The organism is Actinomycetota bacterium (assembly GCA_012837825.1).
Lineage (GTDB): Bacteria > Actinomycetota > Humimicrobiia > Humimicrobiales > Humimicrobiaceae > Humimicrobium.
Map to the genome: position 1 here is coordinate 1 of DUQM01000038.1, position 13,786 is coordinate 13,786.

The following is a 13,786-nucleotide window of genomic DNA, read 5'->3' on the forward strand; positions in this document are numbered from 1 at the left end:
ATTTAAAATAACTATAATTATTTAAAATTTTTCAGAAAAAGAAAAGTAGCTTTATGCTTTTTCTATATGGTTCAATCCATAGACTATGCTGTCAGCAAGAGCTTTCCAGCTTGCTTCAATTATGTTTTCCGATACTCCTATGGTGCCCCAGCTCTTCCTGCCATCTGTCGATTCAATAAACACTCTTACAACTGCACCGGTACCTTTTTTCTCGTCAAGCACTCTTACCTTAAAGTCCGTAAGTATTATTTTTTCAAGACCAGGATAAAATATCGTAAGCGCTTTTCTTAATGCCTTGTCAAGGGCATTGACAGGACCTACTCCCTCTGCTGTTTCAATTATCCTGTTTGCATCCACATGTATTTTTACTGTTGCTTCTGAAAGAACTTCTCCGTTTTCATTTTTTTCATTTAATATCCTGAAACTTTCAAGCCTGAAATATTTTTTCTTTGTGCCGGTAATATCCCTCACCAGAAGCTCAAAACTGGCATCGGCTGCCTCAAACTGGTACCCCTGGTGCTCAAGAGCAAGTATCCTTTCAAGGATCTCGCTTACTGTTTTTGGCTCATTTTCCAGATCCATTCCGAATTCTTTTGCCTTGAGAATTATCGATTTTTTTCCTGAGAGTTCGCTTATCAGTATCCTCCTGGAATTGCCCACCATTTCCGGAGGAACATGTTCAAAGGCTGTTGAGTATTTGCTGACACCGCTTACATGCATGCCGGCTTTGTGCGCAAATGAACTGCTTCCGACAAAAGGCTGGTGATTTGAAGGTATCTGATTTGCTATCTCCGAAATAAATCTCGAAAGACTCGTCAGATCCTTTAGCTTGTCATCCTGCAGGCATTTAAGATTCATCTTTATTTCCAGATTGGGTATTATCTGGCACAAGTCAGCATTTCCGGTTCTTTCTCCGTAACCGTTTATGGTTCCCTGCACCATCACAGCTCCCTTGTTTACAGCGATGATTGAATTGGCTACAGCGCAACCACAGTCATTATGGACATGGATGCCAACAGGCACTCTTATTTCTTTCCTGACTGCCTCAATTATCTCTGACATATCTTTTGGAAGAGTCCCGCCGTTTGTGTCGCAGAGAACAATGAAATCAGCACCTCCTTCTTCTGCAGCTTTTAATGTCTTTATCGCATAATCAGGATTTTCCTTAAAGCCATCAAAAAAATGTTCTCCGTCAAAAATAACTTCAGGAGAATTTTTTTTCAGATACAATACTGAATCAAAAATCATTTCAAGATTGTTTTCAAGGGAAGTTTCAATTATTTTTTCTGCATGAAAAGCAGAAGATTTTCCAAATATGCAGGTGACATCAGCTCCGCAGTTAATAAGGGTGTTTATATTATCGTCATCCTTTGCTGAAGTATTTTTATACCTGGTTCTTCCGAAAGCAACTATTTTTGAATTTGAGAATTTCTTTGTTTTTAAAATTTCAAAAATTTCTATATCCTTTGGATTAGATGCAGGAAAACCGACTTCTATATAGTCAATCCCTATGTCATTGAATTTTTCGATTATATAAAGTTTGTCCTTAACTGAAAAAGAAATATTCTCTCCCTGAGAACCGTCTCTCAGTGTTGTGTCAAAAATAAAAATTTTATTTGGCATTATTGTATTCCCCTGAATAAATTTTTTAATTGTATCAAATTAAATCAGTTCCCTGACAGCCTCCAGAATAAGACTGCCCATCTCCCTGGTGCTTACCGGTTTTCCGCTTCCCGTATTGATATCGGGAGTCATATATCCTTTCTCAAGAACATTGTTTACAGCTGTTTCTATAATATCTGCTTCTTTATTAAACCCGAAGCTGTATCTGAAAAGCATGGCAAGGGAAAGAATCTGAGCAATCGGATTGGCTTTTCCGGTTCCCTGAATATCAGGAGCGCTTCCATGAATGGGTTCATACATTCCTGAATTGTTCTCGCCAAGCGATGCGCTTGGGAGAAGGCCTATTGAACCTGATATCATGGCAGTTTCGTCACTTAAAATGTCCCCGAACATGTTGGAGGTAACTATTACGTCAAACTGCCTGGGATTCCTGATAAGCTGCATTGAGGCATTGTCTACATACATATGGTTTAATTCAATGTCGCTATAATTTTTATGAATGCGTATAACTGTTTCTCTCCAGAGTCTTGAGCTTTCAAGTACATTGGCCTTGTCGACCGATGTCACTTTTTTTCTTCTCCGCCTTGCAGTTTCAAAAGCAAGCTTTACTATTCTTTCTATTTCATACAGGTGATAGAGCTCAGTATCATAAGCATATATGTCTTTTTCTGTGACAACTCTTTCTCTCCTGCCAAAATAAATTCCTCCGGTAAGCTCCCTTACTACAAGGATATCCACACCTTCTATAACTTCTCTTTTCAGGGTTGAGGAGTCAATCAGAGGTTTGTATATTTTGACAGGCCTCAGGTTGGCAAAAAGAGACATTTCTTTTCTTACTCTGAGAAGAGCATCTTCAGGCCTTGGTTTGCCCGGTTCGGTTGTTTCCCATTTTGGACCGCCTACTGAACCAAGAAAAACTGCATCTGATTTTTTACACATATCAAGAGTTTCATCTTTCAACGGAATGCCATATTTATCAATTGCTATACCTCCGATATCACCGAACTCATAGCTGATTTCCAGATTGGATTTCTCAATAAAGAAATCAATTATTCTTAGCGCTTCATCCACTATTTCAGGGCCGATACCGTCTCCGGGCAAAACCATTATCTTTTTCATTAGCTCTCCTTATCAAATTTATCTTTAACATAATTTACATATCCGCCTCTTGATATCAGCGTTTGTATGAATTCAGGAAATGGTTTTGTCAGATAGATCTTACCTGTAGATAAATTTCTTATCTCTCCTTTGTTAAGATCAGCCTCTACCGTATCTCCTTCACTTATATCATCTGCTGCCTGTTCATTCACTATTACAGGCAGGCCGATATTAATTGCATTTCTAAAGAAGATCCTTGCATATGACCTGGCAATAATCAATTTTACACCACTTGCTTTTATTGCAAGAGGAGCGTGTTCCCTTGACGAACCGCATCCGAAATTATCAGCAGCTATCACAATCCTGCTATTTTTTACTTTTTCCGCAAAATCTTTGTCAAGATCTTCAAAACAATGGGCAGCCAGCTCTTTTTCATCAATGGTGTTCAGATACCTTGCAGGTATTATTACGTCTGTATCTACATTGCTGCCATATTTTATTGCTTTGTCTTTTATTATCAAATTTCCTCCTTGTGAGTTCTTAAAATTGAATAAAATTATTCAGGAATACTTATTTTACCTGTCAGAGCTGAAGCTGCGGCAACAGCAGGGCCTGCAAGATATACTTCGCTTTCAGGATGTCCCATCCTGCCTACAAAATTCCTGTTGGTGGTTGATACCGCTCTCTCTCCCTCAGCCAGAATTCCCATATGACCGCCAAGACAGGGTCCGCATGTGGGTGTGCTTACAACACATCCTGCTTTTATGAAATTTTCAATATATCCTGCTTTTAGAGCATCCAGATATATTTTCTGAGTTGCAGGAATAATAATTGTCCTTATTTCAGGATTCACTTTTTTCCCTGCAATAATATCGTTTGCTATTCTTAAATCTTCAATTCTGCCATTAGTACAGGAACCTATTACCACCTGATCTATTTCAATATCTCCGAGTTCTTCTGCCTTCCTTACATTTGATGGCAGATGCGGGGCAGCGACAAGAAGATCAATATCATGAGCTTCCATGTTTATTATTTCATCATATTCAGCATTATCATCACTTGTGTAAATCTCATACTGTTCTTTGTTTTTCCCGGTTTTTTCAAGAAACTCTATTGTTTTTTCATCAACATTGAAAAAACCGAATTTCGCCCCTGCTTCAATAGCCATGTTTGCAATCGTAAATCTTTCATCCATAGATATCGATTCTATAGTTGTGCCTGTAAACTCCATGGATTTGTATAAAGCGCCGTCCACGCCTATTTTGCCAATTACATAAAGTATTATATCTTTTCCCGTTACCCATTGCTTAAGGTTACCGTTTAGGTTAAACTTTATGGTTTTCGGCACCATAAACCATGTCTTCCCTGTTGCCATGGCCATTCCTACATCAGTACTTCCCATACCGGTTGAAAGAGCTCCCAGAGCTCCGTATGTGCAGGTATGTGAGTCTGCCCCGATTATCAGATTTCCGGGAAGAGCCAGGCCTTTTTCCGGAATTAAGGCATGCTCTATACCCATACATCCTATTTCAAAATAATTTCTGATATTGTATTCCCTGGCAAATTCCCGAATTTTTTTTGCCTGCTGAGCAGATTTTATGTCTTTATTTGGTGTAAAATGATCGGGAACAATAGCAATTTTATTAACATCGAATACTGATTTTGCACCTGTTTTTTTAAATTCTTCTATTGCAAGAGGCATTGTTATATCATTGCCAAGCACAAGATCGACATCTGCATTTACTATTTCTCCTGCTTCTACATATTTTTTCCCGCAATGTTTTGAAAGTATTTTCTGGGCTGCGGTTTGCGATTTTTCATTTCTGTTCATTTAGATTTCTCCGTTTTTTAAAACCGATACACATTAAAATATCTGATTGTTCTTTTTAACCTGTATAAAATATAAATAATTTCTTAAATATGCCTTTAGCTTATTCATCTTCCTGTTTTTCAATTATTCTGTTCATTGCATTGACATATGCTTTTATGCTTGCCTCAATAATATCGGTACTTATGCCTCTGCCCATTACTTCTACTCCGTTGGCGCTTGCAATGATCTTTACTGAACCTATGGCATCCTTGCCTTCAGTAACTGCCTCAATAACATATTCAACAAGCTTTGTCTTAAGTTTTGTAATCTGGTCTATTGCTTTAAAGGAAGCATCCACAGGCCCGTCACCATTGTATGAAGCCTCAAAAAGCTTTCCGTTTATCTCTATGCCGACTGTTGATGTGGATTTTATGTTCGTACCACTCAGAACATTATAATAGTTAAGTTTGAAATATTCTGAAGTTTTCCTCATCTCATTCTGTACTATAGCTTTAAGATCCTTGTCGCTTATTTCACCTTTTTTCTCTGCAAGCAGCTTGAATCTTTCAAATGATTTTTCTATTTCAGCCTCATTAAGTACAAAACCAAGATCCTCCAATCTTTTTACAAATGCATGTCTTCCTGAATGCTTGCCCAGTATAAGTTTTGATGCGGAAAGCCCAATATCCTCAGGCTTTAATATCTCATAAGTCGATCTGTCTTTTAACATGCCGTCCTGGTGTATCCCGGCTTCATGGGCAAATGCATTCTTTCCGATAATAGCTTTATTGGGCGCAATAAGATAACCGGTCAGCGAAGCCACCAGACTTGAAGTCTTTGCAATTTCTCTTATATTTATATCCGTATAGACATCAAGATCCTGTTTCCTTGTATCCATTATCAGCGCAACTTCTTCAATTGCAGCATTGCCTGCTCTTTCCCCTATTCCGTTTACCGAACATTCAATCTGCCTGGCTCCGTGATTTAATGCCAGTATTGAATTTGCAACAGCAAGGCCAAGGTCATTATGACAGTGCACACTGATAACTACATCTTCAATTCCTTTTACATTATTTGCAAGATAGGCAATAAGTTCGGAATATTCAAGCGGAAGAGCATATCCTACCGTATCCGGAACATTTAAAACTGTTGCTCCGTTCTTTATTGCAACCTCATACATTCTTGCCAGATATTCCCGGTCGCTCCTTGTTGCATCCATTGCAGAAAACTCTATCTGGTCTGTATACTTTTTACATCTTTTTACAGACGCAGCTGCAATTTCAAGCACTTCTTCTCTTGATTTATTTAACTGATATTTCAGATGAATATCGGAAGAAGATATAAAAGTATGTATTACAGGATTTGCTGCATCTTTTAAAGCTTCTCCGGCCGCATCAATATCCTTGAAGTTTGCACGTGCAAGTGCAGCTATCGATCTGTCTTTTATAGCTTTTGAAATTGCTTTTACACCTTCAAAATCACTGGGCGAGGAGATCGGAAAACCAGCTTCGATTACATCAACATTAAGATTTGCCAACTGATAGGCTATCTTAAGTTTTTCTTTGACATTCAGATGTATCCCGGGAGCCTGTTCCCCATCTCTTAAAGTTGTATCAAAAATAAATACTTTAGATGCCATTTTTTACTTCTTTCCAATTAAAATTTTTAAATTCTTTTTATAACTTATTTAAAATTATCTTATAGATTTATTATTTTTATATCCTTAAAACCTGACAGCTCCTTAAACTCTGCAAGCATATCGTTTGTTACTTCGCAGTCAAGATTCAAGCCCATAAGGGCTTCTCCGCTCACAACCTTTCTTCCTACATGCATTGCTGCAATATTTACACCTAATTTACCGAATGCAGTTCCAATTCTGCCTATCTGTCCGGGAATATCTTTATATCTCAGGAAAGCCATATATCTTGAAGGAACCATATCTATTTCAAATTTATCAATTGAAATAAACCTTGGAACATTTTTTATACCGGTAATAGTACCGGACAAAGCCATTGAATAATTATCATTGCTTCCCTTGATTTTAATCAGATTCATAAAATCACGGGTTACTGTATCTTTTGTCTCCTTTATTTTTAATTTTTTTTCTTCGCATATCATACGGGCATTGACAATGTTAACCCTTTCATTTGTTTTAATCTCCAGTATTTTTGAAAGAATGACAGTAGTAAGAAACTCTGTTTTCAGCTGCGCTACTCTGCCATTATAGATTATCTCAACTGATTCAAGTTCTTTTTCGAAAAACTGGGCAAAAATAGAACCCAGATTATTGCAAAGTTCATAAAAAGGATATGACATATCAATCATTTCCTGGTTAAACAGAGGAAGATTTATTGCATTTCCCGGAATTTCTCCATTCAGAACGTTCCGGACATGCCTGCTTATTTCAAGAGCTGTTTTTTCCTGTGCATCCAGAGTTGAACCGCTCAGATGCGGGGTAAGTATGACTTCTTCCAGCTCAGAAAGTTTTGAACCTTTAGCATATTCCGCCTCAGAAAAGTCAATTGCAGCTGCAGCTATCTTTTTTTCTTTTACAGAGTCGAATAAATCGTCTTCATTGATAATATCCCTTTTTGAAAGGCTGACAATGATAGCTTCATCCTTCATGCAATCAAATAGTTTTTTATCAATCACTCCTGTCGTATCTTTTGTTTTGGGGAGATGAACTGAAATAATATCAGATACTCTGAACAGCTCTTCCAGATTATCTTTTCTTTTGATTCCCAGCTGCCAGAATTTATCATCCAGCACATAAGGGTCAAAAGCATACACTTCCATACCTAATGCAAATGCTTTTTTTGCAACAAGATATCCTATTTTCCCCAGACCGACTATTCCAAGGGTCTTGCCCTCTATTTCCATTCCTTTCAATTTAGTCCTGTCAGTACTTTTTCCCGATGATGCTGATTTACTTGCAATATTTATTTTTTTGGCGCATGCCATTATCAGTGCGATTGTCAGTTCTGAAGCAGACACCAGATTGCTTGACACGGAATTAACAACATATATGCCCTTTCTGGTCGCGGATCTGACATCTATATTTTCCGTACCTGCTCCTGCCTTTGCTATTACTTTCAGGTTTTCAGCGTTTTTAATGACCTCTTCATCTACTTTTGTGGCGTTTTTTATTATCAATGCAGAATAATCCCTTATACACTTAACAAGTTCAGTGCCTGCAATATCTTTTCTTGTGTCAACAATAAAATCTTTTTTCAGGTAGTCCGCCGCCTGCCTGTTTATTTCCTCGGTTATTAATATTTTTTCTTTAAAAGACATTTCTTTTCCTTGTCTTTTTTATAAGTTATTAATATTTTTTTCCCCTGGAGCATGCAATCATTCCTGTTCTGACTAATTCCAGGATGCCATAAGGTTTTAGCAATTCTTCAAAAGTGCTTATTTTGTTAGAATTTCCAGTCAATTCCAACATTATAGTTCCTTTTGTAACATCTACAACATTGGCACGGAAAATATTGCCTATTTCAAGTATCTCCGCTCTGCTTTTATTTTCCGTATTTACTTTTATAAGTACCAGTTCCCTCTGCACAGAGTGCTCCGGTTGTAGTTTTTGAATCTTTATAACATTTATTAATTTATGGAGCTGTTTGGTGATCTGCTCAATGCTTGATTCATCAGAATTAACCACTATAGTTATTCTGGAAACCTTTTCGTCATCTGTAGTCCCGACAGCAAGGCTTTCAATATTAAAGCCTCTTCTGCTGAAAAGCGCAGCTATTCTTGCAAGTACTCCGGACTTGTTTTCAACCATTACCGATATAATATGATTCATTTTTTTTCCTTTCCAAGCACCATCATTTCGCTGATAGGAGCACCGGGAGCAACCATGGGGAAAACATTCTCTTCCGGATCAATATGAAAATCAATCAGCACAAGATTATTAATATTAATCGCATCTTTTATTGCTTTTTCAACATCTTCTTTTTTCTTTACCCTTATTCCTGTCCCGCCATAAGCTTCAACAAGTTTTACAAAATCAACACAATCCCGTACAAGTGTCTCGGAATATCTTTTATTGTAAAAAAGTTCCTGCCATTGCTTCACCATTCCGAGATTACCGTTATTTAAAAGTATTATTTTTATAGGAAGCTTGTTTACAACAGCAGTAGCAAATTCATGGGATACCATCTGAATGCTCCCGTCACCGGCAATATCAAAAACCAGTTTGTCGGGACAGCCGAACTGCGCTCCTATTGATGATGGAAAACCAAAACCCATGGTTCCCAGACCTCCTGAAGAAATGAAAGTCCTGGGCCTGCTGCATTTGAAAAACTGAGCTGCCCACATCTGGTTCTGCCCGACTTCCGTACATATAATAGCCTTATCTTTAACAATCTCATGCAGCTTCTCTATTATATAACCCGGTTTTAAAGAGTCGGTGTCGTTCTGATAAGAAACCGGATAAATTTCTTTCCACTTAAGTATACGCTCAAGCCATTCCTGTCTTGAGGCATCACCTTTTCCCTCTTTTATGATCTTATATTCTTTAATAAGATCGGATAGAACATTTTTTACATCCCCTACAATAGGAATTTTTACTTTTACATTTTTGCCTATTTCAGCAGGATCAATATCTATATGGATTATCTCAGCATTTTTTGCAAACTCGCTTAATTTTCCTGTAACCCTGTCATCAAATCTTACCCCCATTCCTATGATAAGAGATGCTTCCGTGAGAGCAAGATTTGCAAATTTTGTCCCATGCATTCCAGCCATCATAAGGGAAAGCTCATCACTTTCAGGAAATGAACCTTTTCCAAGCAGAGAAGTGAGAACAGGAATTTTTGAGAGTCTTGCAAACTCTGTAAGCTCTTTGTCGGCTCCGGAAGAAACAACCCCTCCGCCGGCAAAAATTACCGGCCTGCTGCTATTATATATCTTTAATGCCGCTTCCTTAATCTGCTTTAAATGACCCTTGATAGTTGGCTTGTATCCCGGTAAATTTATTTCGGCTTTGGCGTTTTCATCAATAAGAGCATTCTGAACATCAACCGGAATGTCAATAAGGACAGGGCCCGGCCTGCCGGTAGAAGCAATATAAAAAGCTTCCTTTATGGTTGCAGGAAGATCCTTTACATTTTTAACAAGATAATTATGTTTGGTTATAGGAGAAGTGATGCCTGTTATATCTGCCTCCTGAAATGAATCGGTACCTATCTCTGCGGTTGAAACCTGTCCGGTAATTGCAACAATAGGTATGGAATCCATGTATGCATTGGCTATTCCCGTTATCAGGTTGGTTCCGCCGGGCCCTGAGGTAGCCATGCACACGCCTGTTCTTCCGGTTGCTCTTGCATATCCGTCTGCAGCATGAGCAGCACATTGCTCATGTCTGACAAGAATATGCTTTATCTTTTTTTCATCATATATGGCATCATAAATCGGTATGACTTTCCCACCCGGATAGCCGAAAATATACTCTACTCCTTCTTCTCTTAAACATTTCAAAAGCATTTTTGAACCGCTTATTTTACTCATAATTTAAACCTCGCTATAATTTTTTCTTATACTGTTACTCAAGAACAGCCCCTTTTGACGCAGAAGTTACCATTCTTGAATATCTTCCAATATATCCCTCTTTTATTTTTGGCTCAGGAGCTTTCCATTTTTCAAGCCTTGATTTTATCTCATTATCATCAAGACAGGCATTGATTTTATTATTTAAAATATCAATTTCAATAATGTCGCCGTCCTGAATAATTGCAAATGGTCCGCCGGACATTGCTTCAGGGGATACATGTCCTATTGAAGCACCTCTTGTTGCGCCCGAAAACCTTCCGTCAGTAATCAATGCTACTTCTTTATCAAGTCCTATCCCTGCCACCGCAGATGTAGGAGCAAGCATTTCACGCATTCCGGGGCCGCCTTTTGGTCCTTCATACTTAATGACGACCACATCCTTTGGTTTTACCTTTAGCCCGATAATTGCCTGTACAGCTTCCTCTTCTGAATTAAAAACCCTTGCCGGTCCTTTATGCTGATACATCAAGGGATCAACAGCCGATTTTTTAACAATGCACCCTTCAGGAGCAATATTTCCGAATAATACTTTCAAACCACCGTCCGGAGAATATGGGTTATCAACAGTTCTTATCACAGACTTATCAAGTATCTCTGAGCTTTTTATATTATCAGATATTCTGCTGCAGGTAACACTCATAGCATCTCCGTCTATCAGTGAATTCTTAAGCAGCTCATTCATAACCGCCTGAATTCCGCCTGCCATATAAAGATCATAAATATGATATGGCCCCGCAGGACTTAATCTGCACAGATTCGGAGTCCCGGCGCTTATCTCATTTATCATCCCCAGAGGGAAATTTATTTTTGCTTCATGGGCAATAGCTGCAAGATGCAGAACGGTATTTGTTGAACCTCCAAGCGCAACATCTACAGCTATGGCATTTTTTATGGATTTCATGTTGACAATATCTCTTGGCTTTATGTTCCTGTCCAGAATTTTCATTATCTGCATTCCTGCTTCTTTGGCAAGCCTTATTCTTTTTGAATAAACAGCAGGCACTGTCCCGTTACCGGGATGGGCAAGTCCTATTGCCTCAGTGAGGCAGTTCATTGTATTTGCTGTAAACATTCCGGAACAGCTGCCACATGAGGGACAGGCTTCCTCTTCAATAATCTGAATATCCTCCATTGAATATTCACCTTTGCTGAATTTGCCTATTGCCTCATAACAGGTGCTGTAGTCAAGATCTTTACCCTTATATCTGCCGGTCAGCATAGGGCCGCCGCTTATGATTATTGAAGGAATATTCAGTCTTAATGCAGCCATCAGCATCCCCGGTATTATTTTGTCACAGTTGGGAACAAAGACAACCGCATCGAAAGGATGCGCCATGCAGACAGATTCTATGCTATCTGCAATCAGCTCCCTTGATGCAAGAGAATACTTCATTCCGGGATGATTCATAGCAACACCGTCGCAGACACCTATCGTGCAAAATTCCATCGGAGTGCCACCCGCAATCCTGACACCTGCTTTTACAGCCTGGACTATTGAATTCAAATGCATATGACCCGGTATAAGCTCATTAAAAGAATTTGCAATTCCTATAATAGGTCTTTTAATCTCTTCTCCGGTAAGTCCGAGTGCCCTGAAAATTGAACGATGAGGAAGCCTTGCAATTCCGTCTTTCATTAAATCACTTCTCATTAATCCTCCCGATATATTTAAAATTTTTATTTTTATTCTACCTTTTAGTATTTTATATGAAAATAAAAAAACAAAAAATCTCAAAACAAACTGATTACCTTTACGGATAAAAAAAGAAAAAACTAAAATATTCTCCAGGCAAGTCCGGTTATCCGTAATTTAGGATAAAACACCCACGAGGAGATTAATAATGACGAGGAGATTAATTGTACTTGAAATGAGAACTGATAATTCCCTGAAAGGGAATCTCTGTCTTGCAAAAACTAAATTATTTTCAAAAAAAGACATGTCTTCTCATTTCTATGAAATATTTGATGAGAAATTCTAACACAGATAAATTATTAATACAATGTTTTTATAATTTTTTAATTTTCAATAAAAAGAAACAGGCATTGATTTTAAAAAATAATGCCTGTTTCCAAAAATACCTTTTAATTTTATAAACTGTTTTATTGAACAGATTTTTACTTCAGTTTATTGCCGCATTTTGCACAAAATGCCTGTTCATCACCAACTTTAGCACCACAGTTTGGACAGAAGTTTGATTTTTCTTCATCTCCGCTCTTAGCCTTTTCCGCATTACTCTCACTACTGGTTACCTGCTGCGGTTGTGACGGCTGCTGATATGACGGTGCCTGCTGTACAGGCGGATGGCTTCCCTTTTTACTAAGCATTATTACAAGAACAACAATAACAACAATAAGAATCAGTCCGCCGATTGCTCCGCCTATAATGCCCCATAATGCTTTCTTGCCCAAACCTCCGGTTTCCTGCGCTGCAACTGATGTCGTTGTCTGTTCCTGAGAAACAGCTTCTACCGTCTCTTCAGCAGCTGACGCTGCATCTGAAAGCGGAACATCCTGCCCCATGTTGGCCTGTGCTTTTGCCTTGTATTCCTGTGCAAGCAGATGTCCGGCACTTAAGTTAAGAACGGCGTCAAATCTTTTGATTGCCTCGCTATAATGTTTAAGCCTGAACATCACCAGTCCTGTTCTCCATTCCTGGTCAACCAGCCCAAGTTTGTTTTCAGCATTCAGAAAAGATTTGATATCATTGCTCGGTCTTATATAGTTATTGGTATTATCAGTCCCGGCAGACACAATTCCGATTACATTACCATTTTGATCAAGAACAGGACCGCCGCTGTTACCCGGCCTTACATCACCCTGTATCTGTATCCATTCAGTACCTCCAAGCATCTGTTTGCCGCTAACTGTCCCGTTGGTAACAGTAGGATTTAGCGGATTATCCTGGCCTATGTCGGAAGTCCAAGGATAGCCGATCATTGTAACAGCATCCTGAACTTCTATCATTGAAGAATCTCCAAGAAGCGCGCTTGAAAGACTTCTGCCTGTCTGGGGAGTAATTCTTAATATGCCGATATCCCTTTGTTCAAAAGGACTTTTTGCAACAATTTCAGCTCTCAGATAAGAACTGCTGCCCGGACCCTGGGGTTCAGCTGCTATCGCTGTATTGAACTGAACATATGCTTCAAGATCATATGGAGGCCCTTCACTTCCTTCAACTTTTATATTTTCATAAGCCCAGTTCCAATCTGCATCGCTCCAGTCATCAAGCTGTCCATAATCACCATAGGTATCCATAAGATAAGAGTAAATCAAATCATATTTAAACTGCGCTTCGTTTATATCTATTACATGACCGGCAGTAACTATATGTCCGGTCTCAGGATTGACAACAAATCCGGTTCCACCGAAAGCTTCGTAATAATAACCACTCCATTGGTTTGTCCAGGGATCAAGAACATAACCATAAAATATCGAAGTAATATAGCAGACCGCCGGCTGGACCATGAGCACTTTGTCGGCAGAAGTAAGTTCATAATTTAAAACATCGCTTGGAAGATCTCCTGATTTACCTTCCTCCTGTGCATTTAAAAATGATGTAAAGCTTAAGGTCATTATGAACACTAAAATAAATACAAGAACTTTTAAATATTTTTTTGGCATTTACCTCTCCTTAAGGATTACTTTTTTAATTCAAAAGTTTGTTTTAATAATATTTTATATTTTTCTTAAGTAATAATAAAT

The 13,786-nt window shown here is 38.4% G+C and carries 11 protein-coding genes; 1 reads left to right on the plus strand and 10 read right to left on the minus strand.

Annotated features, from left to right (window positions below):
- Positions 1-51: 51 nt before the first annotated feature.
- The 9 genes from GXZ93_02930 to ilvD form a co-directional block, all read right to left on the minus strand.
- Positions 52-1,623 (minus strand): citramalate synthase, encoded by a 1,572-nt coding sequence (locus GXZ93_02930; protein HHT78737.1) that lies wholly within the window; start codon positions 1,621-1,623, stop codon positions 52-54.
- 39 nt (positions 1,624-1,662) lie between these two features.
- Complete coding sequence (gene leuB, locus GXZ93_02935; GenBank protein HHT78738.1) at positions 1,663-2,742, minus strand: 3-isopropylmalate dehydrogenase; 1,080 nt, start codon at positions 2,740-2,742, stop codon at positions 1,663-1,665.
- Positions 2,742-3,236 carry a 3-isopropylmalate dehydratase small subunit gene (locus GXZ93_02940; protein ID HHT78739.1) on the minus strand — a complete coding sequence of 165 codons (495 nt, stop codon included), beginning with the start codon at positions 3,234-3,236 and terminating at the stop codon, positions 2,742-2,744. Before GXZ93_02940 ends, leuB begins: the two co-directional genes overlap by 1 nt.
- Positions 3,237-3,277: 41 nt before the next feature.
- Positions 3,278-4,552 carry a 3-isopropylmalate dehydratase large subunit gene (gene leuC, locus GXZ93_02945; GenBank protein HHT78740.1) on the minus strand — a complete coding sequence of 425 codons (1,275 nt, stop codon included), beginning with the start codon at positions 4,550-4,552 and terminating at the stop codon, positions 3,278-3,280.
- Between the two features lie 100 nt (positions 4,553-4,652).
- On the minus strand, positions 4,653-6,170 hold the full coding sequence (locus GXZ93_02950; GenBank protein HHT78741.1) for a 2-isopropylmalate synthase: 1,518 nt from the start codon (positions 6,168-6,170) through the stop codon (positions 4,653-4,655).
- A gap of 59 nt (positions 6,171-6,229) precedes the next feature.
- The gene (locus tag GXZ93_02955; GenBank protein HHT78742.1) at positions 6,230-7,825 is read right to left on the minus strand and encodes a phosphoglycerate dehydrogenase; all 1,596 of its coding nucleotides are present in this window, start codon (positions 7,823-7,825) and stop codon (positions 6,230-6,232) included.
- Positions 7,826-7,853: 28 nt separating this feature from the next.
- A complete protein-coding gene (ilvN, locus tag GXZ93_02960) occupies positions 7,854-8,336 on the minus strand; it encodes an acetolactate synthase small subunit (protein HHT78743.1) in 483 nt (160 codons plus the stop codon).
- A complete protein-coding gene (gene ilvB / locus GXZ93_02965; GenBank protein ID HHT78744.1) occupies positions 8,333-10,042 on the minus strand; it encodes a biosynthetic-type acetolactate synthase large subunit in 1,710 nt (569 codons plus the stop codon). Before ilvB ends, ilvN begins: the two co-directional genes overlap by 4 nt.
- 34 nt (positions 10,043-10,076) lie before the next feature.
- Entirely contained in the window at positions 10,077-11,735 is a 1,659-nt protein-coding gene (gene ilvD / locus GXZ93_02970; GenBank protein ID HHT78745.1) for a dihydroxy-acid dehydratase, read from the minus strand.
- 190 nt (positions 11,736-11,925) lie between these two features.
- On the opposite strand from ilvD, the gene GXZ93_02975 reads away from it, so the two are divergent.
- The gene (locus tag GXZ93_02975; GenBank protein HHT78746.1) at positions 11,926-12,063 is read left to right on the plus strand and encodes a hypothetical protein; all 138 of its coding nucleotides are present in this window, start codon (positions 11,926-11,928) and stop codon (positions 12,061-12,063) included.
- Positions 12,064-12,199: 136 nt separating this feature from the next.
- Here GXZ93_02975 and GXZ93_02980 read toward each other — a convergent pair whose 3' ends face one another.
- Positions 12,200-13,705, minus strand: a complete 1,506-nt coding sequence (locus GXZ93_02980; protein HHT78747.1) for a trypsin-like serine protease — start codon at positions 13,703-13,705, stop codon at positions 12,200-12,202.
- Positions 13,706-13,786: the final 81 nt, after the last annotated feature.

Coding starts and splice junctions, on each gene's coding strand:
- GXZ93_02930 (HHT78737.1), bottom strand. CDS start 1,623: ATGCCAAATAAAATTTTTATTTTTGACACAACACTGAGAGACGGTTCT.
- leuB (HHT78738.1), bottom strand. CDS start 2,742: ATGAAAAAGATAATGGTTTTGCCCGGAGACGGTATCGGCCCTGAAATA.
- leuC (HHT78740.1), bottom strand. CDS start 4,552: ATGAACAGAAATGAAAAATCGCAAACCGCAGCCCAGAAAATACTTTCA.
- GXZ93_02950 (HHT78741.1), bottom strand. CDS start 6,170: ATGGCATCTAAAGTATTTATTTTTGATACAACTTTAAGAGATGGGGAA.
- GXZ93_02955 (HHT78742.1), bottom strand. CDS start 7,825: ATGTCTTTTAAAGAAAAAATATTAATAACCGAGGAAATAAACAGGCAG.
- ilvN (HHT78743.1), bottom strand. CDS start 8,336: ATGAATCATATTATATCGGTAATGGTTGAAAACAAGTCCGGAGTACTT.
- ilvB (HHT78744.1), bottom strand. CDS start 10,042: ATGAGTAAAATAAGCGGTTCAAAAATGCTTTTGAAATGTTTAAGAGAA.
- ilvD (HHT78745.1), bottom strand. CDS start 11,735: ATGAGAAGTGATTTAATGAAAGACGGAATTGCAAGGCTTCCTCATCGT.
- GXZ93_02975 (HHT78746.1), top strand. CDS start 11,926: ATGACGAGGAGATTAATTGTACTTGAAATGAGAACTGATAATTCCCTG.
- GXZ93_02980 (HHT78747.1), bottom strand. CDS start 13,705: ATGCCAAAAAAATATTTAAAAGTTCTTGTATTTATTTTAGTGTTCATA.